Annotated in this window: 18 protein-coding genes; 10 read left to right on the forward strand and 8 right to left on the reverse strand. The window is 69.9% G+C overall.

Translation table 11 applies throughout. The features are described from left to right. The first annotated feature begins 124 nt into the window (after positions 1-124). From AB0I98_RS41095 to AB0I98_RS41125, 7 genes are all read left to right on the forward strand, one after another. Entirely contained in the window at positions 125-991 is an 867-nt protein-coding gene (locus AB0I98_RS41095; RefSeq protein WP_362950855.1) for an MHYT domain-containing protein, read from the forward strand. Positions 992-1,031: 40 nt separating this feature from the next. Beyond that, positions 1,032-3,170 carry an excinuclease ABC subunit UvrB gene (uvrB, locus tag AB0I98_RS41100; protein ID WP_362950857.1) on the forward strand — a complete coding sequence of 713 codons (2,139 nt, stop codon included), beginning with the start codon at positions 1,032-1,034 and terminating at the stop codon, positions 3,168-3,170. Between the two features lie 139 nt (positions 3,171-3,309). Beyond that, the gene (locus tag AB0I98_RS41105; protein ID WP_210575856.1) at positions 3,310-3,888 is read left to right on the forward strand and encodes a TerD family protein; all 579 of its coding nucleotides are present in this window, start codon (positions 3,310-3,312) and stop codon (positions 3,886-3,888) included. Between the two features lie 49 nt (positions 3,889-3,937). Beyond that, positions 3,938-5,896, forward strand: a complete 1,959-nt coding sequence (locus AB0I98_RS41110) for a TerD family protein (protein WP_362950859.1) — start codon at positions 3,938-3,940, stop codon at positions 5,894-5,896. Positions 5,897-6,119: 223 nt separating this feature from the next. Further along, positions 6,120-7,121 carry a TerC/Alx family metal homeostasis membrane protein gene (locus tag AB0I98_RS41115; protein ID WP_362950861.1) on the forward strand — a complete coding sequence of 334 codons (1,002 nt, stop codon included), beginning with the start codon at positions 6,120-6,122 and terminating at the stop codon, positions 7,119-7,121. A gap of 131 nt (positions 7,122-7,252) precedes the next feature. After that, a complete protein-coding gene (locus AB0I98_RS41120; protein ID WP_328366670.1) occupies positions 7,253-7,555 on the forward strand; it encodes a hypothetical protein in 303 nt (100 codons plus the stop codon). 94 nt (positions 7,556-7,649) lie between these two features. Next, positions 7,650-8,750 (forward strand): ionic transporter y4hA, encoded by a 1,101-nt coding sequence (locus AB0I98_RS41125; RefSeq protein WP_362950864.1) that lies wholly within the window; start codon positions 7,650-7,652, stop codon positions 8,748-8,750. Between the two features lie 14 nt (positions 8,751-8,764). Here the strand turns inward: AB0I98_RS41125 and AB0I98_RS41130 are convergent, their stop codons facing one another. Together AB0I98_RS41130 and AB0I98_RS41135 are read right to left on the reverse strand one after the other, a co-directional pair. Next, positions 8,765-10,069, reverse strand: a complete 1,305-nt coding sequence (locus AB0I98_RS41130) for an MFS transporter (RefSeq protein WP_362950866.1) — start codon at positions 10,067-10,069, stop codon at positions 8,765-8,767. A gap of 62 nt (positions 10,070-10,131) precedes the next feature. Further along, on the reverse strand, positions 10,132-11,175 hold the full coding sequence (locus AB0I98_RS41135) for a S66 peptidase family protein (RefSeq protein ID WP_362950868.1): 1,044 nt from the start codon (positions 11,173-11,175) through the stop codon (positions 10,132-10,134). 103 nt (positions 11,176-11,278) lie between these two features. Between AB0I98_RS41135 and aroQ the strand changes: the two genes are divergently transcribed. Next, positions 11,279-11,752: a type II 3-dehydroquinate dehydratase gene (gene aroQ, locus AB0I98_RS41140; protein WP_362950870.1), complete on the forward strand. Its 474-nt coding sequence runs from the start codon at positions 11,279-11,281 to the stop codon at positions 11,750-11,752. Positions 11,753-12,004: 252 nt separating this feature from the next. Here aroQ and AB0I98_RS41145 read toward each other — a convergent pair whose 3' ends face one another. Both AB0I98_RS41145 and AB0I98_RS41150 read right to left on the reverse strand, forming a co-directional pair. Further along, positions 12,005-12,661: an MBL fold metallo-hydrolase gene (locus AB0I98_RS41145; protein ID WP_362950872.1), complete on the reverse strand. Its 657-nt coding sequence runs from the start codon at positions 12,659-12,661 to the stop codon at positions 12,005-12,007. A 44-nt stretch (positions 12,662-12,705) separates the two neighbouring features. Then, positions 12,706-13,392: a maleylpyruvate isomerase family mycothiol-dependent enzyme gene (locus AB0I98_RS41150; protein ID WP_362950874.1), complete on the reverse strand. Its 687-nt coding sequence runs from the start codon at positions 13,390-13,392 to the stop codon at positions 12,706-12,708. 224 nt (positions 13,393-13,616) lie between these two features. On the opposite strand from AB0I98_RS41150, the gene uvrA reads away from it, so the two are divergent. After that, a complete protein-coding gene (uvrA, locus tag AB0I98_RS41155; protein ID WP_362950876.1) occupies positions 13,617-16,646 on the forward strand; it encodes an excinuclease ABC subunit UvrA in 3,030 nt (1,009 codons plus the stop codon). 56 nt (positions 16,647-16,702) lie between these two features. On the opposite strand, the gene AB0I98_RS41160 is transcribed toward uvrA, so the two are convergent. The 4 genes from AB0I98_RS41160 to AB0I98_RS41175 form a co-directional block, all read right to left on the reverse strand. Beyond that, positions 16,703-17,614 (reverse strand): carbohydrate kinase, encoded by a 912-nt coding sequence (locus tag AB0I98_RS41160; protein ID WP_362950878.1) that lies wholly within the window; start codon positions 17,612-17,614, stop codon positions 16,703-16,705. Beyond that, entirely contained in the window at positions 17,611-18,663 is a 1,053-nt protein-coding gene (locus tag AB0I98_RS41165; RefSeq protein WP_362950880.1) for a LacI family DNA-binding transcriptional regulator, read from the reverse strand. The genes AB0I98_RS41160 and AB0I98_RS41165 overlap by 4 nt, the downstream gene beginning before the upstream one ends. A 162-nt stretch (positions 18,664-18,825) precedes the next feature. After that, a complete protein-coding gene (locus tag AB0I98_RS41170; protein WP_362950882.1) occupies positions 18,826-19,773 on the reverse strand; it encodes a hypothetical protein in 948 nt (315 codons plus the stop codon). Between the two features lie 213 nt (positions 19,774-19,986). Continuing rightward, a complete protein-coding gene (locus AB0I98_RS41175; RefSeq protein WP_362950884.1) occupies positions 19,987-20,358 on the reverse strand; it encodes a response regulator in 372 nt (123 codons plus the stop codon). 171 nt (positions 20,359-20,529) lie between these two features. Between AB0I98_RS41175 and AB0I98_RS41180 the strand changes: the two genes are divergently transcribed. Continuing rightward, complete coding sequence (locus AB0I98_RS41180; protein ID WP_362950886.1) at positions 20,530-21,942, forward strand: sugar ABC transporter substrate-binding protein; 1,413 nt, start codon at positions 20,530-20,532, stop codon at positions 21,940-21,942. Positions 21,943-22,112: the final 170 nt, after the last annotated feature.

Below are 22,112 nucleotides of genomic sequence, written 5' to 3' on the forward strand. Positions count from 1 at the left end.
CGTTCGACCGTTCCGGGTGGAGACATACTCTCCACCACAACCTTGACCGCTCGTCGGTGGTCCTGGGATGGGGGGCTTTTTTCATGTAGGTCCGGGACGTAAGAGGGTGGAAGGGCAGCCGCGCATGCAGGGCACGGTCGACGGATTCAGCTACGGACTCGTCACACCGCTGGTGGCCTACCTGATGGCCTGCCTCGGCGGTGCGCTCGGTCTGCGCTGCACCACACGGTCCATGCTGGTCTCCCAGTCCTGGAGACCGGGATGGCTGGCCCTGGGCTCGGCCGCGATCGGCTCCGGCATATGGACCATGCACTTCGTCGCGATGATGGGCTTCACCGTCGTCGGTGCGCCGATCCGCTACGACATGCTGACGACCTTCGCCAGCCTGGGCGTCGCGATCGTCATGGTGGGCATCGGGATCTTCATAGTCGGCTACAAGGGCGCTCGGGGAACGGCTCTGTTCACCGGAGGCACCATCACCGGCCTGGGCATCGCCTCCATGCACTATCTGGGCATGGCCGGAATGCGCCTCAACGGGAACCTGGAGTACAACACCTTCACCGTGGCCGCGTCCGTCGTCATCGCCATGGTCGCGGCCACCGCCGCCCTGTGGGCCGCCGGGCAGGTCAGAGGGTTCATGTGGAGCGTGGGGGCGAGCCTCGTCATGGGACTCGCCGTCAGCGGCATGCACTACACGGGCATGGCCGCCCTCAAGGTCCACGTCCACACCGCGAGCGCCCCCACCTCGGGAGACTCGCCGGCCGGCATCCTCGCGCCCATCATGGTCGGCCCGCTGGCCTTCCTCCTCCTCGCGGGCGTCGTGGTGATGTTCGACCCGCTCATGGTGATGGGGAAGCCCGCAGGGGTCCCCGTCGAGAACAAGCCCGGAATCCCGGCCCACTCCACCCTCCCGCACACCACCCGGCGCCCGATGATCCGCACCCGCCGCAGAGTGGGCGGCCGGAGTTCCCGCACCCCACAGAACAGGTGATCAGGCCGCGTTGTCAGTGGGGGGTCGTACGGTGGATCCCATGCGGCCCGTTTCCAGCATCGAACGCACGGTGGCGCCCTTCGAGGTCGTCAGCCCCTACCAGCCCAGCGGCGACCAGCCGCAGGCCATCGCCGAGCTAGCCCGGCGCATCGAGGCCGGTGAGAAGGACGTGGTCCTCCTCGGCGCGACCGGCACCGGCAAGTCCGCCACCACCGCGTGGATGATCGAGAAGCTTCAGCGGCCCACCCTGGTGATGGCCCCGAACAAGACACTGGCCGCCCAGCTGGCCAACGAGTTCCGGGAACTGCTGCCGAACAACGCCGTCGAGTACTTCGTCTCGTACTACGACTACTACCAGCCCGAGGCCTACGTCCCGCAGTCGGACACCTACATCGAGAAGGACTCCTCCATCAACGAGGAGGTCGAGCGACTGCGCCACTCCGCGACCAACTCGCTGCTGACCCGCCGTGACGTCGTCGTGGTCGCCTCCGTCTCCTGCATCTACGGCCTCGGTACTCCGCAGGAGTACGTGGACCGCATGGTCCCCCTCAAGGTCGGCGACGAACTCGACCGCGACCAGCTCCTGCGCCGCTTCGTGGACATCCAGTACACGCGCAACGACATGGCCTTCACCCGCGGCACCTTCCGCGTCCGCGGCGACACCATCGAGATCTTCCCGGTCTACGAGGAGCTGGCCGTCCGCATCGAGATGTTCGGTGACGAGATCGAGGCCCTGTCCACGCTCCATCCGGTCACCGGCGAGATCATCAGCGACGACGACCAGCTGTACGTCTTCCCGGCCACCCACTACGTCGCAGGGCCCGAGCGCCTGGAGCGGGCCGTCAACGACATCGAGAAGGAACTCGGGGAGCGCCTGGCGGAACTGGAGAAGCAGGGCAAGCTCCTGGAGGCCCAGCGGCTGCGGATGCGCACGACGTACGACCTCGAGATGCTCCGCCAGATCGGCTCCTGCTCCGGCGTGGAGAACTACTCGATGCACTTCGACGGCCGCGAGCCCGGCTCCCCGCCGAACACCCTGCTCGACTACTTCCCGGACGACTTCCTGCTCGTCATCGACGAGTCGCACGTCACCGTCCCGCAGATCGGCGCCATGTACGAGGGCGACGCCTCCCGCAAGCGCACCCTCGTCGACCACGGCTTCCGGCTGCCCTCCGCGCTGGACAACCGCCCCCTGAAGTGGGAGGAGTTCCAGGAGCGCATCGGCCAGGCCGTCTACCTGTCCGCGACTCCGGGGAAGTACGAGCTCTCGCGCGGGGACGGCTTCGTCGAGCAGATCATCCGCCCCACCGGCCTCGTCGACCCGGAGGTCGTCGTCAAGCCCACCGAGGGCCAGATCGACGACCTGGTGCACGAGATCCGCAAGCGCACCGAGAAGGACGAGCGCGTCCTGGTCACCACGCTCACCAAGAAGATGGCCGAGGACCTCACGGACTACTTCCTCGAACTCGGCATCCAGGTGCGTTATCTGCACAGCGACGTCGACACCCTCCGCCGCGTCGAGCTGCTGCGCGAGCTGCGCTCGGGCGAGTTCGACGTCCTCGTCGGCATCAACCTCCTGCGGGAGGGCCTCGACCTGCCCGAGGTGTCCCTGGTGGCCATCCTCGACGCCGACAAGGAGGGCTTCCTGCGCTCGGGGACGTCCCTGATCCAGACCATCGGCCGCGCGGCGCGCAACGTCTCCGGCCAGGTCCATATGTACGCCGACAAGATCACCCCGGCGATGGAGAAGGCCATCGAGGAGACCAACCGCCGACGGGAGAAGCAGGTCGCGTACAACAAGGAGCGGGGCCTCGACCCCCAGCCGCTCCGCAAGAAGATCAATGACATCGTCGCGCAGATCGCCCGCGAAGACATCGACACGGAACAGCTCCTCGGCTCGGGCTACCGCAAGATGACGGACGGCAAGGGTGCCAAGGCCCCCGTGCCCTCGCTCGGCGCCAAGGCGGCCAAGGGCGGCAAGTCCGCCAAGGGCAAGGCCAAGGAGACGGTGCCGACCGACCGTCCGGCGGCCGAGCTCGCCGGGCAGATCGAGGAGATGACCGAGCGCATGCGTGCCGCCGCCGCCGACCTCCAGTTTGAGATCGCGGCCCGGCTGCGCGACGAGGTCTCCGAGATGAAGAAGGAACTGCGCCAGATGCGGGAGGCCGGGCTGTCCTGACCTGGCGTCGAACGCGCTGTGTTGCAAGACCGACACAAAGTACGGACCGGGGTACGTCACTGTCAGTGGCTCTGCGTAGGGTTCACGTCATCCGCGGACTCCGCGGCAACAGGGGACAGCTCGAGAGGGGAATCAGCGCGTGACCGTCAACATGACCAAGGGTCAGGCCATCAGTCTGCAGAAGAACGACGGCGGCAGCCTGACTTCGGTGCGCATGGGTCTCGGCTGGCAGGCGGCTCCCCGGCGCGGCCTCTTCGGCTCGCGTACCCGGGAGATCGACCTCGATGCCTCCGCCGTGCTGTTCGCGGACAAGCAGCCGGTCGACGTCGTCTTCTTCCGCCACCTGGTGAGCGACGACGGCTCGGTGCGGCACACCGGTGACAACCTGGTCGGCGGCGTCGGCCAAGGCGGCGACGACGAGGCGATCCTCGTCGACCTCGCGCGTGTCCCGGTCCACATCGACCAGATCGTCTTCACCGTGAACTCCTTCACGGGCCAGACCTTCCAGGAAGTGCAGAACGCGTTCTGCCGCATCGTCGACGAGACCAACGGCGAGGAGCTCGCCCGCTACACGCTCGCCGGCGGTGGTGCCTACACGGCCCAGATCATGGCGAAGGTGCACCGCAACGGCCCGGGCTGGACGATGACGGCGCTGGGCACCCAGGCCAACGGCCGCACCTTCCAGGACCTGATGCCGGCGATCCTGCCGCACCTGTAACGCGCCTGCGGGCGGCACACGACACGATGAAGCACAGGGGGACGCAGGCATGACGGCCGAGTTGGTGCGGGGGCAGAACCACCCGCTCTCCCAGGCCCGCCTCGAGATCCGGGTCTCGGCCGGCAAGCCGATCGTCGCCGGAGCCACGCTCAGCGACGAGCGCGGCAAGGTGCAGGGCGTCGAGTGGGTGGCCCACCCGGGCACACCCACCCTGCCGGGCCTGGAGGTCTCCCGGCAGGCGGCCGCCGACCATCGTCTCGCGGTGGACCTCGACGCCGTGCCGGAGGCCGTGCATCGGGTCAGTGTGCTGCTCGCCCTGCCCTCCGGGGTGGGAGGCCCGGTCCAGTTCGGCGCCGTGGCCGCCCCCTTCGTCGCGGTCACCGGACTCGACGGCACCGAGATCGCCAGCTACACCATCACCGGCCTGGAGGCCGAGTCGGCCGTCGTCGCCCTGGAGTTGTACCGCAGGCAGGGCGCCTGGAAGGTGCGTGCCGTCGGCCAGGGGTACGCCGGCGGCCTCGCCGAGCTTCTCGCCGACCAGGGCCTGCCCGAGGCCCACCAGCTCGCCGGTGGCATCAACGAGGCGGTGGCCCAGGGCGTGGCCCGCTCGGTGCAGGCACCGCGCACCTCGGACGGCGACCGCTCCCGGCAGGCGGCCGCACCGGCCCTCGGCCCGGACCAGACCGGCTCTCCGTACGGCGCTCAGGGCGCCCCGGAGCCCCGGCAGGGCTACCCCACCGGATCGGTGGACCCCTCGGCCTCCACCCAGCCATCCGGGTCCGGCGTCGGCCCGATCGACTACAGCCATCCACGCCGGCAGAACGCGGCCCCGCCCCCGCCCCCGCCGGCCGCACCCCCGGCCCAGCCGGGGCAGCCCGCCCGGCCCGTCGCGGGTGACGCGACCGGCTGGTCCATGGAGGAGCGGCTCTACAACCAGGTCTGGGGCATGTTCGAGGACCTGGCCCGCACCACGGCCGCCTACCGCAGCGCCGTCGACTTCGCCGACTCGCGGATGGAGAAGGAACTCGACCAGGTGCTGTCCGACCCGCGCAGCCGGATCGGGGGACAGGGTGACGCCGCGCGGGAGACCGCACGGGCCAAGCACACTCAGCTCGTCGACCAGGCCAGGACGGCCCTCGACCGGGACCTCGCCCAGCTCACCGCCGAGATCGAAGTCGTCGAGCCGGCGCTGCCCTTGGCGTTCGCCCGCTGGGACAATCCGGTGTGGCACGGCTACCGGGTGCCGATGGAGATCCCCATGGCCCTGCGCCTCGGCGATCTGCATCTGCCCGAGTGCCCCGAGCTGCGCATACCCATGCTGGTCAGGCTGCCGCTGGAGCGGGGCCTGTGGATCGACAGCGGCCGGTCCGGATCGCTCGACGATGTGTACAACGACTCCCATGACCTGCGGCAGTTGGCCATGGAGACGGCGGTGGCGCATGCGGCCCGGCTGCTCGCCGTCTATCCGGCGGGTGAGTTCACCGTGCACGCCATCGACCCCGCCGGTTCGGGAGCACAGGCGCTCGCGCCGCTCGTGCAGACCGGCGTGCTCGCCGCGCCGCCCGCCATCGGGGCGGCCGGTGTGTCGGACGTCCTCGCCCGGCTCACCCAGCGCGTCGATCTGGTGCAGATGGCGGTGCGCGGCGGCGCGGCCGACTCGCTCCCGCCCGGCTTCGACACCTCCGAGCAACTCCTCATCGTCAATGACTTCCCGCACGGCTTCGACGACCGGGCCGTGACCCAGCTGCGCTACCTCGCGGACGAGGGACCGGCCGTCGGCGTCCATCTGATGATGGTCGCCGATCGCGAGGAGGCCAGCGCCTACGGCCCGTTGCTCGACCCGCTGTGGCGTTCGCTGATGCGACTCACCCCGGTACCCGACGACCACCTCGCCGACCCGTGGGTCGGCCACGCGTGGACGTACGAGCCGTGCCTCGTACCGCACGGCAGCGAGGTGCTCCAGCAGGTGCTCACCCAGGTCGCCATAGCCCGCACCAAGCACAGGTAAAGCCTATCTGACCAGGTCTTTTGGCCTTTCTTTTGCCAAGCGCTTTACCTTTCCTTGGTGATTGGGGTAGTGTTTTTGGTGCGGAGGGGAGTACTCCCTGTCTACTGCGGCGTACCCGTCAATACGGATCAGGCCAGATCCCGGGGCGTCGGCCCACTTGGGTGGAAGAGACCTCCGGCAGCGACGACGCTGACATTTGCCGTTACGTACTGCCGGAGGCGCAGTGGATGTTTCCGTGACCCTATGGGTCCTGACGATCTTGGGGCTTGCCGCCCTCATCGCGGTCGACTTCTTCATCGGCCGCAAGCCGCACGACGTATCCATCAAGGAAGCCGGAATCTGGACCATCGTCTGGATCGTCCTGGCCGGCCTCTTCGGGCTCGGCCTGGCCGTCTTCGGCGGCGGACAGCCTGCCGGTGAGTTCTTCGCCGGGTTCATCACCGAGAAGTCGCTGAGCGTCGACAACCTCTTCGTCTTCGTCCTGATCATGGCGAAGTTCGCCGTGCCCACGCAGTACCAGCAGCGCGTGCTGCTCGTCGGCGTGCTCATAGCCCTGGTGCTGCGCGCGATATTCATCGCCGCGGGCGCCGCGATCATCGCCAGCTTCGCGTGGGTGTTCTACATCTTCGGCGCCTTCCTGATCTGGACCGCCTGGAAGCTGATCCAGGATGCCCGGGCCGACGAGGAGGACGAGGAGTTCGAGGAGAACAAGCTCCTCAAGGCCGCCGAGCGCCGCTTCGGTGTGGCCGACCGCTACCACGGCACCAAGCTGTGGATCCAGCAGAACGGCAAGCGGGTCATGACCCCGATGCTGGTCGTGATGCTCGCCATCGGCTCCACCGACGTCCTGTTCGCGCTCGACTCGATCCCCGCGATCTTCGGCCTGACCCAGGACCCGTACATCGTCTTCACGGCCAACGCGTTCGCGCTGATGGGTCTGCGGCAGCTGTACTTCCTCATCGGCGGCCTGCTGAAGAAGCTGGTCCACCTCAGCTACGGCCTGTCGATCATCCTCGGCTTCATCGGCGTCAAGCTGGTGCTGCACGCCCTGCACGAGTCCGGGGTCCATGTCCCCGAGATCTCCATCCCCGTCTCGCTCGGCGTGATCTGCTCGGTCCTCATCGTGACCACGATCACCAGTCTGCGGGCGTCGAAGAAGCAGGCGGCGGCCGAGGAGGCGCAGAAGGAGGCCGAAGGCGCTCCGAAGGCCGACATCGAAGCCTGACCGCTTCGGGCGTAGAAACAACCATCACCGGGAGCGGTGCGCGGCGAATTGCCGGGCACCGCTCCCGGTGCTTGTTTGGGTCTTGAGCGCGTTCCCCGCCCCGGGGACGCCGCGTCCGGGTGGAGGCACCCATGAAGTTCGTGCAGATCATCGGCTTCGAGACCGAGCGCCTTGAGGAAATGGAGCAGCAGCTCCAGGAGTTCGCCCAGCGCAACGCGGGCAAAGCCGGCGGCCCGACACACCGCATGCTCCTGAAGGACCGCGACAACCCCCGCCGCTACCTCGCCGTGCTCGAGTTCGACTCGTACGACGACGCCATGCGCAACAGCGAAGACCCCGAGACGGCCAAGTTGGCGGAGCAACTGGGCGCGTTGAGCATCGGTGAACGCACCTACACCAACTGCGACGTGCTGGACATGCGCGAGCTCAAGTAGCCCGGCGGCTCCGGAGGGCCCCGCCGGGCCGGAGCACGGGGCCCGGCCGAGGAACCGGAATGCGTGGCCTGTCCCGTTCTGCGACGATCACCGCATGATCGCTCGGCTCAGGTCGCTCACGACACAGTGGACGCTCCTCGTGCCGGTGCTCGCCGCGATCCTGCTGATTCTCACCTGGGGCCGAGACCTGCCCGGCGTTGTCGTCGCCATGGTGACGCTGGTGCTGGCCGGCGCCGTACTGGCCGCCGTCCACCATGCCGAAGTCGTCGCCCACCGGGTCGGGGAGCCCTTCGGCTCCCTCGTTCTCGCCGTCGCCGTCACGATCATCGAGGTCGCCCTGATCGTCACCTTGATGGCGGACGGCGGCGACAAGAGTTCCACCCTCGCCCGGGACACGGTCTTCGCGGCCGTGATGATCACCTGCAACGGCATCGTCGGCCTGTGCCTCCTGGTCGCCTCGATCCGTCACGGAACGGCCGTCTTCAACCCCGAAGGCACCGGCGCCGCTCTCGCGACGGTCGCCACGCTGTCCACGCTCAGCCTGGTCCTGCCGACGTTCACCACGAGCAGGCCCGGCCCCGAATTCTCCGGCGTCCAACTGACCTTCGCCGCGCTCTCGTCGCTGATCCTGTACGGCCTGTTCGTCGCCACCCAGACCGTGCGGCACCGTGACTACTTCCTCCCGATCACCCGGCAGGGCGAGGTGATCACCGCCGACGACCACGCGGACGCGCCGTCCGCCCGTGCCGCCGGGGTCAGCCTGGGACTGCTCGGCCTCGCCCTGATCGGCGTGGTCGGCCTGGCCAAGGGGGTGTCGCCGACCATCGAGTCCGGCGTTGCCGCCGCCGGACTGCACCACGCCGTCGTGGGTGTGATCATCGCGCTGCTCGTGCTGCTTCCCGAGACCATCGCCGCGCTGCGCTCCGCCCGCCGCGACCGGGTGCAGACCAGCCTGAATCTCGCGCTCGGCTCCGCGATCGCCAGCATCGGCCTGACCATCCCCGCCGTCGCGCTGGCGTCGGTGTGGCTGTCCGGGCCGCTGGTCCTCGGCCTCGGCTCCACCCACATGGTGCTGCTCGCACTGACCGTGGTGGTCAGCTCCCTGACGGTCGTGCCAGGACGGGCCACGCCACTCCAAGGAGGGGTCCATCTGGTGCTGTTCGCGGCGTACTTGGAGCTGGCGATCAATCCATAAGGCGATTCATCGACTCATGGCACAGCGGCCTCCTTCGCCACCACCCGCACCGGGCGCGTCTCCGGCAGCAGCGCGAAGCAGCCCAGGCTGAGCAGCGCGATCCCCGTCAGATACGCGGCCACGCCCCATGGCACACGGCCGCTCTGCTCGGCCAGCGCGGTCGCCACGATCGGCGTCAGCGCGCCGCCGAGGACCCCACCGAGGTTGTAGCCCACCGCGGCGCCGGTGCACCGCACCCGCGGCTCGTACAGCTCCGGCAGATACGCGGCGATCACGGCGAACATCGTGATGAACGCGAGCATCGCCCCCAGGAAGCCGAGGAACATCAGCAGCGGCGCCCCCGTGGCGAGCAGCGCGACCATCGGGAACATCCACAGGGCGGCGGCAGCGCACCCCGCAAGGCACAGGGGCCGTCGGCCGCAGCGGTCGCCCAGCAGTGCCGCCACCGGCGTGAGGGCTCCCTTCACCACCACGGCGGCCATGATGCAGGTCAGCATGACGGTACGGCTCACCCCGAGCCGCTCCGTCGCATAGGCGAGCGACCAGGTCGTCACGGCGTAGAAGATCGCGTACCCCACCGCGAGCGCACCGGCGGTCAGCAGGACGAGCCTCCAGTGGTCACGCACCACCTCCGCGAGCGGCACGCGCGCGTGGTCGTCGATTTCCAGGAAACTGGGGCTCTCGGTGAGGGAGGACCGCAGCCACAGCCCCGCCACGGCGAGCACTCCGGCCGCCCAGAACGGCACCCGCCACCCCCAGGTCGCGAACTGCGCGTCGGTCAGCGTCGCCGACAGCGCCAGCATCACGCCATTGGCGAGCAGGAACCCCAGCGCCGGACCGACCTGCGGAAAGCTCGACCACAGCCCGCGCCGTTCGGCGGGCGCGTGCTCCGCCGTCAGCAGCACGGCCCCGCCCCACTCCCCGCCGAGCCCGAGGCCCTGCAGAAACCGCAGGACGAGAAGCAGCACGGGAGCCGCCACACCGATCGTGTCGTAGGTCGGCACGCAGCCGACCGCGACCGTGGAAGCGCCGGTGAGGAGCAGCGACGCGACCAGGACCGGACGTCTGCCGTGCCGGTCCCCGATGTGCCCGAACAGCACCGAGCCGAGCGGCCGGGCGACGAAGCCCACGCCGAACGTGCCGAACGCGGCCAGCGTCCCCGCCACCGGTGAGAACGTCGGGAAGAACAGTGGACCCAGCACCAGCGCCGCCGCGGTCCCGTAGACGAAGAAGTCGTAGAACTCGATGGCCGTCCCGGCGAGTGAGGCGGTCGCGAGCCGCAGCATGGAGGGTGCCCTTACGGTGCGTACATCGTGCATGCCGCGTCAACTACCCACGGTGATCAACGGTTACGGGAGCGCGCGGGGGCGCGGGACGTCCCTCAGTACGTCACAGTGATGCGCCGGGCCGGGCCGTCGACGCGGATCGTGCCTCCGTAAGGAATGACGAGTTGCGGATCGGTGTGTCCGAAGTCCACATCGAAGACCACCGGAAGGTCGGGGGCGTACGCCTCCAGCGCCCGCACCACCGCCTCGCGCTGCCCGGTGGCGTAACGCGCGCTCTCCTCCGGGCTGTTGGGGTGCGCGAAGGACCATGTCTTGGGCCGGCCCATCAGGAGCGAGGCGAACCGCTGGAGCAGCCCGCGCTCGCCCATGTTCCGCAGCGTGCGGAAGACCTCGTCGCTGCTCGGCAGATCCTCCGAGGTCTCCAGCAGCAGCACTCCGCCGTCGTACTCCGTGAGGTCGTGCGAGATCTCCCGGTCGGCCATCAGCAGCCAGCCCAGGATCTCCAGGCAGCCGCCCCAACTGCGGCCCTCGACCACCTGATCGGCGTTCCGCCAGGTCCATCCGGTGCCCGGCCGGGTCTCCGGCTGCGCGTCGAAGGTAGCCGGATCGGCCCAGTCGCGGTCGATGTCCCGCCAGTGCTCGGCGGGCCGCAGTTCGTACTCGCCCGAGGTGAACAGCGCTGCCCGCAGGGAGTCGGCGGTCTGCGGGTGCATGGCGCCGGGACGGCCCAGCTCGACCATCACGGACGCGCCGTGGTAGCCGACGATCCCCGTGTTGTGCAGATACGCGAGCAGGTTTGTGTTGTCGCTCATCCCGAAGAACGGTTTCGGGTTCGCCCGGATCAACTCCCGGTCCAGCAGCGGCAGTACGGTGATCTGGTCGTCGCCGCCGATCGAGGCGATGACTGCCTTGATGTCGGGGTCGGAGAAGGCCGCGTGGATGTCGTCGGCGCGCTCCTTGGGCGTCGAGCCCATCTTCCGGGTCGCCGGATACTCGACCGGTTCAAGGCCGAACTCCTTGCGCAGCCGTTCCAGGCCCAGTTCGTACGGGCGCGGGAAGAGCCCGGCGAGACCGGCGGACGGCGAGATCACGGCGATACGGTCACCCGGCGACGGCTTGGGCGGGTACGAGATCGTCATCCAGGGAGGGTAGAGCGGGTCGCGCTGTCGGTGCACCGTGATAAACCGGGTCCGAGCAGCGGTCCTCGACGGATCGCCCCACCCGTGACGGACCGGAGGAACCGTGCCCCGCACCCTGGCCAACGCCCCGATCATGATCCTCAACGGCCCCAACCTGAACCTGCTCGGCCAGCGCCAGCCGGAGATCTACGGCTCCGACACACTCGCCGACGTCGAGGCGAAGTGCGCCAAGGCGGCGGCAGCGCACGGCGGCACGGTGGACTTCCGGCAGTCCAACCACGAGGGTGAGTTGGTCGACTGGATCCACGAGGCGCGGCTGAACCACTGCGGCATCGTGATCAACCCCGGCGCCTACTCGCACACGTCGGTGGCGATTCTGGACGCCCTCAACACCTGTGACGGCATGCCGGTGTTGGAGGTCCACATCTCCAACATCCACCAGCGCGAGTCGTTCCGGCACCACTCGTATGTCTCGCTGCGCGCCAACGGGGTCATCGCAGGCTGCGGGGTCCAGGGGTATGTGTTCGGAGTGGAGCGGGTCGCCGCGCTCCTCGGCGCGGCACAGACCGAGGCGTAAGTCCCGTCGGCCGGGCGCCCGCCCCTTACCGCCGCCCCGCTTCCACGATCACGGCACCCCGTCTGAGGCATACGCCGGGGCCGCCGGCCGAGGGCGGGGATCGAAGGACCGGCGGCCCTGCCGCGCAGGAGCCGTCATCCTGCGCGGGGCTGCTTCCAGTTGACTGCGCAACCACGTACGCGGGGAGCGTGCGCAGGGCTCCGGCGCGTGTGAAAGGTTCACACGGGGTGCGCGCGCCGTCCACGCCTGCCCTCACCACCCCCGCGCGTGCCACTCCGGCAGATGCGGTCGCTCCGCGCCCAGGGACGTGTCGTTGCCGTGCCCCGGGTAGACCCAGGTCTCGTCCGGGAGGGCGTCGAAGATCTTCGTCTCGACGTCGTGGATCAGGCTGGCGAACGCCTTCGGGTCCTTGCGGGTGTTGCCCACGCCGCCCGGGAAGAGGCAGTCGCCGGTGAAGACGTGGGGATGTCCGTGCGGGTCGTCGTAGACGAGGGCGATGGAGCCCGGCGTGTGTCCGACCAGGTGGCGCGCGGTGAGTTCCACGTGTCCCACCCGGATGGTGTCGCCGTCGTCGACCAGGACGTCGGTCGGCACGGGGATGCCGTCGGCGTCGTCCCGGCCGGCGTAGGTGCGGGCGCCGGTGGCCGCGACGACCTCGGCGAGCGCCTGCCAGTGGTCCCCGTGCTGATGCGTGGTGACGACGGACGCGATGCCGTCGTCACCGATCATGCCGATCAACGTCTCCGCGTCGTTGGCGGCGTCGATCAGCAGCTGCTCGTCCGTGGCCCGGCAGCGCAGCAGATAGCAGTTGTTGTCCATCGGACCGACCGCGATCTTGGTGATCATCAGGTCCTTCAGCTCGTGCACGTCCGCCGGGCCGCCGACCGTCACCTCTCCGCTGTACGTCATGGCGGCAGCCTATAGGGGGGAGGTGCCGGAGGACCGATCGCGCCCTACAGCGGGGGCAGTGCGGGCAGCGGGCCGCCGTCCACGGTCAGCCCGGAGCCGTCCCGGCGCCCGGCGAGCCAGCCGAGCAGGTCGGGCCGGCTCCCTGTGACGGTGATGTCCGGTGCACCAGCCTCCCGGCCCGTGCTCCACGCGCGCGTGCCGTTCGTGAGGCGGGTGGGCGGCACGTCGGCGTGGCCCGTGAACCGCGCCGCGAGGAAGTCGATCTCCCGCTCGACGAACTCCTCCGGCAGATCCTCCAGCTCGTACCCGATCCCGAGGTCCACATGGTGCAGCTCCACCTCGGCCCACCGCCGGAACGGCACCCGGGACACCGAATCGGTCACTCCGCCCCGCAGCTCCACCGTGCGCGACCAGTCCGCGGGCACGGCCCCCGCCTCCTGGAAGCGAGCGGCGCTGTCCCGCACATCGGCGAGCTGGACGTCGAGGGGGCGCGGGGCGTCCCGCTCGATGTCGGCGTCCCGGGCCTCGCCGGAGACGTACATGGGCCGGCCCTGGAGCACGTTCACGAGGGCGTCCGCATTGCGGGCGAGGTGGGCGAGGACATGGCCACGGGTCCAGCCGGGGAGCCGTGACGGCTCGGTCACCGCCGCGTCGTCCAGCTTGACAGCTGCGCTGAGCAGCCGCTCCGTCGCGTCACGTACAGACACCAGGTCACGAGCGTGATCAATCATGGTGCTGACCCTAACCCCGCCACACCTTTGGGTGAAGGTGGTGAACGTGTGCCGTAAATCGAAAGCCCGTGCTATATCGTCGGGAGCGGCGTCGGGCATGCTGGATGGCCCGGGATTGTTATGCCTTCGAGAATCCGACCCGGCGTTGTCAGTGGCTCCCCCTAGTCTGAGAAAGCACGGGGGCCTCGCCCCTGTCACTTCTCTCAAGAAAGGTGCGGACCGGCGTGGCCGACCGTCTCATCGTCCGTGGCGCGCGCGAGCACAATCTCAAGAATGTCTCGCTCGACCTGCCGCGCGACTCGCTCATCGTCTTCACGGGCCTGTCGGGGTCGGGCAAGTCCTCGCTGGCCTTCGACACCATCTTCGCCGAGGGCCAGCGGCGGTATGTGGAGTCCCTGTCCTCGTACGCCCGCCAGTTCCTCGGGCAGATGGACAAGCCGGACGTCGACTTCATCGAGGGCCTGTCCCCGGCCGTCTCCATCGACCAGAAGTCGACCTCGCGCAACCCGCGCTCCACGGTCGGCACCATCACCGAGGTCTACGACTATCTGCGCCTGCTCTTCGCCCGCATCGGCAAGCCGCACTGCCCCGAGTGCGGCCGCCCGATCACGCGGCAGTCGCCGCAGGCCATCGTCGACAAGGTCCTGGAGCTGCCGGAGGGGAGCCGCTTCCAGGTGCTGTCGCCGCTGGTGCGCGAGCGCAAGGGCGAGTTCGTCGACCTCTTCGCCGATCTCCAGACCAAGGGCTACTCCCGCGCGCGGGTGGACGGCGAGACCATCCAGCTCTCCAACCCGCCCACGCTGAAGAAGCAGGAGAAGCACACCATCGAGGTGGTCGTCGACCGCCTCACGGTGAAGGACTCCGCCAAGCGCCGTCTCACCGACTCCGTCGAGACCGCGCTCGGCCTCTCCGGCGGCATGGTCGTGCTCGACTTCGTCGACCTCCCCGAGGACGACCCCGAGCGCGAGCGCATGTACTCGGAGCACCTGTACTGCGCGTACGACGACCTGTCCTTCGAGGAGCTGGAGCCCCGCTCCTTCTCCTTCAACTCGCCCTTCGGCGCCTGCCCCGAGTGCACCGGCATCGGCACGCGCATGGAGGTCGACCCCGAGCTGATCGTCCCGGACGAGGACAAGTCCCTCGACGAGGGCGCCATCCACCCCTGGTCGCACGGCCACACCAAGGACTACTTCGGCCGCCTGATCGGCGCCCTCGCGGATGCGTTGGGATTCCGGACGGACATCCCCTTCGCCGGGCTCCCGCAGCGCGCCAGGAAGGCACTGCTGTACGGCCACAAGACGCAGATCGAGGTGCGGTACCGCAACAGGTACGGCCGCGAGCGCGTCTACACGACGCCCTTCGAAGGCGCCGTCCCCTTCGTCAAGCGCCGGCACGGCGAGGCCGAGAGCGACGCCAGCCGTGAGCGCTTCGAGGGCTATATGCGCGAGGTGCCCTGCCCCACCTGTGAGGGCACGCGCCTGAAGCCGATCGTCCTCGCGGTCACGATCATGGAGAAGTCGATCGCGGAGGTCTCCGCGATGTCCATCAGTGACTGCGCCGACTTCCTGGGCGAGCTGAAGCTCAGCGCCCGCGACAAGAAGATCGCCGAGCGCGTGCTGAAGGAGGTCAACGAGCGGCTGCGGTTCCTGGTCGACGTCGGCCTGGACTACCTCTCGCTGAACCGCGCGGCCGGCACGCTCTCCGGCGGCGAGGCCCAGCGCATCCGCCTGGCCACCCAGATCGGCTCCGGCCTCGTCGGTGTCCTGTACGTCCTCGACGAGCCGTCCATCGGCCTGCACCAGCGCGACAACCACCGGCTCATCGAGACCCTCGTCCGGCTGCGCGACATGGGCAACACGCTCATCGTCGTGGAGCACGACGAGGACACCATCAAGGTCGCCGACTGGATCGTCGACATCGGCCCCGGCGCCGGTGAGCACGGCGGCAAGGTCGTGCACAGCGGTTCCCTGAAGGAGCTGCTCGACAACGCCGAGTCGCAGACCGGGCAGTACCTGTCCGGCAAGAAGTCCATCCCGCTGCCCGACATCCGGCGTCCGCACGACCCGACGCGCCGGCTCACGGTGCACGGCGCCCGCGAGAACAACCTCCAGGACATCGACGTCTCGTTCCCCCTTGGCGTGTTCACCGCCGTCACGGGCGTGTCCGGCTCCGGCAAGTCGACTTTGGTCAACGACATCCTGTACACGCACCTCGCCCGCGAGCTCAACGGTGCCCGCAGCGTTCCGGGGCGGCACACGCGCGTGGACGGTGACGACCTCGTCGACAAGGTCGTACACGTCGACCAGTCGCCCATCGGCCGCACCCCGCGGTCGAACCCGGCGACGTACACCGGCGTCTTCGACCACGTCCGCAAGCTGTTCGCCGAGACGACCGAGGCGAAGGTCCGCGGCTACCAGCCAGGCCGCTTCTCGTTCAACGTCAAGGGCGGTCGCTGCGAGAACTGCGCGGGCGACGGCACGATCAAGATCGAGATGAACTTCCTCCCGGACGTGTATGTCCCGTGCGAGGTCTGCCACGGCGCCCGCTACAACCGGGAGACCCTGGAGGTCCACTACAAGGGCAAGTCCATCGCCGAGGTCCTGAACATGCCGATCGAGGAGGCCCTGCACTTCTTCGAGGCCGTCCCCGCGATCGCCCGCCACCTCAGGACGCTGCACGACGTCGGTCTCGGCTACGTCCGTCTCGGCCAGTCCGCGACCACCCTGTCCGGCGGTGAGGCCCAGCGTGTGAAGCTCGCCAGCGAGCTCCAGAAGCGTTCCACCGGACGCACGGTCTACGTCCTGGACGAGCCGACGACGGGTCTGCACTTCGAGGACATCAGCAAGTTGCTGACCGTGCTGGGCGGCCTGGTCGACAAGGGCAACACCGTCATCGTCATCGAGCACAACCTCGACGTGATCAAGACGGCCGACTGGGTTGTCGACATGGGTCCCGAGGGCGGCGCGGGCGGCGGTCTCGTCGTCGCCGAGGGCACGCCCGAGGAGGTCGCCGGAGTTCCCACCAGCCACACCGGCAAGTTCCTGCAGGGGGTCCTCGGCGCCGACCGCATCAGCGACGCGGCCGATGTCATGGCTCCGCGCAGAGCGGCGGCCCAGAAGACGGTCGCGGCCAAGTCGACCGCCAAGAAGACGGCCACGGCCAGGACCGCCAACAACACGGCGACCAAGAAGGCGGCCGGCGCCACCAAGAAGGCCGCGCCCGCGAAGAAGACGACTCGGGCCCGCAAGGCCTGAGCGGACTCACCGGTGCCGCCCGGCTCCCGGCCGGGCGGCACCGCAGCGGAAACCCGCTACAGATCACCCAGCTCAGAGGCGTACGGCGGCTCCGCCCCCGCCCGTGAGCAGGTGATCGCCGCCGCGCGCGCCGCGAACCGCAGCAGTCGGCTCCAGCTCTCGGCGCCCACCTTCGTGAGCGCCTCCGGAGACAGGGCGTCCCATGCGGACAGGCCGTGCAACAGGGCCGCGTTCACGGTGTCGCCGGCGCCGATCGTGTCGACGACATCGACCACCTGGCCCGGCACGGAGTGCACCGCGCCGTCCCGGGTGAAGGCGGTCAGCCCGTCGCCGCCCTGCGTGATCACGACCGCCGAGGGCCCCGCGGCCAGCCACTCGCGCGGGGTGCCGCCCAGCCACAGCGCGTCCTCCTCGGAGAGCTTGAGCAGCGACACCGAAGGCAGCCAGCTCTTGAAGCGGGCGCGATAGGCGTCCGCATCAGGGATCAGCCCGGCGCGGATGTTCGGGTCGAGCGCGGTGAACACGCCCTGCGCGGACGCGGTGCGCATCAGCTCCTCGTACGCGGTCGCGCCCGGCTCCAGCACGAGCGAGCAGGTGCCGAAGGACACCGCGCGGGCCGACTCGGGGAGCCGGTCGGGCACGGCGAAGAGACGGTCGGCGGTGCCCTCGACGTAGAAGGAGTAGGCGGCCGAGCCGTTCCCGTCGATCGTGGCGACCGCGAGGGTGGTCGGTTCGGCGCCGCGCTGCACGGCCGACACGTCCACGCCCGCCTGCCGCAGCCCGTCGAGCAGCGCATCGCCGAAGGCGTCGTACGACGTCCGGGAGCAGAAGGCAGTGGGGGAGCCGAGGCGGCCGAGGGCGACCGCCGTGTTGTAGGGGCCGCCGCCGAGCGCCGGCTGCAGGCCCGCGAGGGCGCCCCGGCCCTGCGGTACCAGGTCGATCAGGGCCTCACCGGCGACGACGATCACGAGACGGTTCCTTTCTCGGGCGTGCGGGGCTGTCCGGGCTGCTCGGCGCAGCCGCACGAGGTGCGGTGGACGAAGGTGCAGTCGAGCCGTACGGTCCGGGCGGGCCGATCCGGCGAGGCGAGGCGGTCCAGCAGCACCCGGACCGCCTGGGCGCCGATCTCCCTGCTGGGCTGGGCGATCGCGGTGAGCCGGGGCGAGAACAGGTCCGCCCAGGCGAAGTCGTCGAAGCAGCACAGCGCGATGTCGTCGGGCACGGACCGGCCGTGGGCGCGCAGCGCGCGCAGGGCGCCGAGCGTCATCGTGTTGTTGGCGGTGACCAGCGCGCTGGGCGGTGCGCCGAGCGACAGCAGGGCAGCGGTGGCCCGCTCGGCGCCCGCCGACTCGGAGTCGCCATGCACGACGAGGCGTTCGTCGTACGGGAGCCCGGCGGCGGCGAGGCCGTGCCGGTAGCCGGTGATCCGCTCGGCGGTGGTGCTGAGCCCGGGCAGGCCCGCGACCAGGCCGATACGCCGGTGGCCCAGCTCGGCGAGATGGCTGACCAACCGCGTCGTCGGTGCCGCACTCTCGGCGCAGACCTGGTCGAAGCGCGGCGCCCCGTCCGCGTCGACCACCCGGTCGAGGAGCACGGTGGGTACGGCGTGCCGGTCGAGGTACGCGAGGAGTTCACGCGGGTCCGCGGAAGGGGCGACGATCATGCCGTCCACGCGTCGCTCATGCAGGAGCTGGACGACCTTGCGCTCATGGCCGGGGTCGTCGTGCGGATCGGCGATGAGCAGGCTGTAGCCGTGTTCCAGGGCCCCGGCCTCGACACCCTGGAGGATCTCCGTGAAGTACGGGTTGCTGATCGCCGACACCGCGAGCCCGATCGAGCGCGTGCGGGACGTGACCAGCGAGCGGGCGAGGGTGTTCGGCGTGTAGCCGAGCTCCTCTATGGCGTCCAGGACTGCCTGACGGGTGTGGGGCAGCACCGGCCGGGTGTCGTTCAGCACGTGCGAGACCGTCGCCACGGACACGCCGGCGCTCCGTGCGACATCGGCCATGGTCGGCACGTCCCGTTCCCCTTCCCGAGCCCGCGCGGGCCCTCCGACCGGGAAGGTATCCCATCCGTCGGCGGACGTAAACGCTTGCGCAAACGTTTACGCACCCACCGAACGGCAGCCCACCCCGACCGAATCTCGCCCCCAGCACAGCCCGCCCTCAGCCCCGCCCCCTCACTCCCAGTCCCACCCGATCCCCACCATCCCCGTCCGCACCCGTGGCTCGACGATGTGCACCGAGTGGTGCCGTCCGCTGAGCGCCAGCTCCTGGCGGCCGCTGCGGGGCGCGGCCGGCGAGTGCTGATGGAACCGGTGGCAGCGCACCGGCAGGGCGTGTTCGTCGAACCGCACCTGAAGGGCGTACTGGCCGCCCGCCGGCCCGGACCCGCGGACGTACTCGCGGGACACACCGGCGGTGCCGTCCTCGACGCCGTACCGGAAGAGGAAGGTGTCGCCGGCCCGCAGCCGGGTGTCGAAGAGCAGCTCGGCCACGAGCACACCCGTGGCGGTATCCCAACGGACGTGCCCCGTGCGGCAGTTCTCCAGGGCGTGCACGGTCATGCGCTCCGGAGCGCACCCTTCGTCGCCGTGGTGGACGGCGACGAAGCGGTCGACGCCGTCCCGGTGGGCGCGCACGATGTGGTGCGACTCGCGGCCCTGGAGTTCGCGGTGCGCCCCGATGCGTACCCGCTCGTGGTGCCCGAGGGCATGCAGCCCGCCCTCGGGCCGCGCATCGAGCTCGGCCAGTAGCCGTTCCAGGACGCCCGAGGCCTCGACGAACGAGCGGTAGGAGCGGCCGGCGGACCGCTGCCCGGCGGAGGGTTCGTCGGTGTCGGCGAGCAGCCGGATCAGGGACTCCTCCGGCAGCCCGAGGATCTCCTCCAGCGCCCGCACGGCCCGCAGCGACTCGGGGCGCTGCGGGCGGCGTGCCCCCTGTTGCCAGTAACTCAGGCTCGTCACACCGACCTTGACGCCGTAGCGGGACAGATGGTGCTGCACGCGCTGCAGCGGCAGTCCACGGGCGGCGATCGCGGCGCGCAGCGCGACGTGGAACGGGCCGCCTCGCAGGGCCGTGTCCAGTTCGGCGGCGGCGACGTCCGCGGCTTGGGTGGCGTGCGGCATGCAGGGGCCCTTCTGTCGAATGTTCAACGGCTGGTCAGACCGGTCGCGCAGGCTGTCAGGGGGCCACCCCCGTCGGCGCCGGGGAAGTCTTCACATCCGTACGCCTGCGTTCACGGCCCCGAGTTCCCCCGCATTGAAGCGTGTTGACCAAGTCCCGACAACACCTCATGCGGAACGGACGGTGCGGTCCCGGCCGGGTTGCCGTCCCCGACGTCAAGTCGGCGCGCCGGAGCCGTCGTTGCCGAGGACCTCCTGGATCGCGCGGACGGACAGCGCGGACTTGTGCAGGAACCCGCGCGCGGGGCTGGCCGCGATGAGCTCCTGGAAGTCCTCCCGGAAGTGGGTCGAGACCAGGATCACCGCGGGTACCTTGCCGCTCAGCAGCCGGGCCACGTCGAAGCCGTTCTCGCCGTCGAGGTCGAGATCGACCAGCGCGACGTCCGGTGCCGCCTGCTGGGCCAGCGTGAGCGCCTCAGCGCCCGTCGTGGCGAGACCGACGACCCGTACACCACCCCGCTCCAGCAAGGCGCGTGCCGCCTCCAGGAACCGGGCGCTGTCATCGACGAGGAGACAGCGCAAGGTCATGGGCACAGATTGCCAACCCAGGGGCGGCTGCGCCTTCCTGCTAGCCGGAAAGTGCTGAAGTCCCGTGCCGGACGAGACGGTTCGGACTCACCCAGCGCAGTCGCCCGCCGACCGGCGGTAGCATGACGGGCACCCTGGGGAGGCCCGTGTCGCCCGGTGAGGGGGTGCGTCATGAACGCCACGAAGGTGTCGCACGAAAGCACGGCCACGCGCGCGTGGCCCGGCGTCCGCCGGGTCCGAGGTGTCCTGGCGCCGGGGACGTTGTGCGCCGCGCTGCTGCTGGCCGCCTGCGACGACGGAGGCGGCGGCTCGTCGGATGACGGGCGCTCGGCGCGCAAGGACACCACCTGTGACGGGAAGATCGACGGGACCGTGCACCTCAGGGTGTGGTTCCACGCCGGGCCGAGCGGTGAGCTCAGCACGCTGAAGGCGCAGGTCAGCGAGTTCAACAAGGCGCAGCGGCAGGTGCGGGTCGAGCTGGTCACGCTGCCGGAGAACCGCCCCTACACCGACCTGGTGCTGTCGGCCGCGGCCAGCGGCGACCTGCCCGACCTGCTCGACTTCGACGGGCCGAACCTGTACAGCTACGCCTGGTCGGGAAAGCTCAAGCCGATCGACTCCTGCGTCCCCGACGGCGTCCGCGACGATCTGCTGCCCTCGATCCGCCGACAGGGCAGCTACGCGGGCCGGTTGTGGGGCGTCGGCACCTTCGACTCGGGCCTCGGGCTGTGCGTGCGTACGTCGGCCCTGAAGGAGGCCGGGGCACGCATCCCGACCGGCCCCGACGATGCCTGGACGGCCACCGAACTCACCGGCATCCTCCGCGAACTCCGCGAGCAGGGCTACAAGGCCCCGCTCGACCTCCGGCTCGTAGACGCGTCACCGGGCGAGGAGTGGAACACGTACGGCTTCGCGCCCGCCGTGTGGTCGGCGGGCGGCGAGCTCATCGACCCCCGGAGCGGAGGCACGGCCGACGGCCACGTGAACGGGCCGGAGTCGGTCAAGGCGCTGACCACGATGCGGAACTGGGTCGAGGAAGGGCTCGTCGATCTGGTCGAGGACGACCGGGCGTTCGTGACGGGCCGCAGCGCGATCAGCTGGTGCGGGCACTGGGTGTACGGGGAGTTCGACAAGGCGTTTCCCGGTGACGTCACGATCGTTCCGCTGCCCGACTTCGGCTCGGGCACCGTCACCGGCATGGGCTCCTGGCAGTGGGGCATCCCGGCGGACGCCACCGACGGTGACGCGGCCTGGCGCTTCCTCTCGTATCTGCTCGAGCCCGCGCAGGTGCACCGGATGACCGTGGCCAACGGGGCGATCCCGGCCACGAACAGTGCCCTGAAGCTCTCCACGAAATACGCACCCGGCGGCGCCGAGCGCCTGTTCCTCGAGCAGTTGCGGGGAGGATTCGCCCGCCCCCGGCCACAGACCCCCGCCTATCCGGTGATCACCGACGCCTTCTCCCGGGCCTTCGCGAAGATCATGCTCGACGGGGCTCCCGTCAAGTCCACCCTGGACGCGGCGGCGGAGCGGATCGACGAGGACCTGGCCGCTCACGACGGCTATCCGACGAACGGGCCGTAGACCGGCCCATGCCGCCCGCAGGGCGCGCGCCCGTGGACGGCCGCCGGGCCGAGCGGCATGCTGTTGGTCCTGCGCAAGCAAGGAGGGCCGGAGGCGCCCGCGGACTCTGCGCAAGCCGGGCCACCGAACCATTCGATCTCTCCACGGAGTTCGCGGGGACACGCCCCGCG

This window comes from Streptomyces sp. NPDC050211, from assembly GCF_040656035.1.
Taxonomy (GTDB): Bacteria; Actinomycetota; Actinomycetes; order Streptomycetales; family Streptomycetaceae; genus Streptomyces.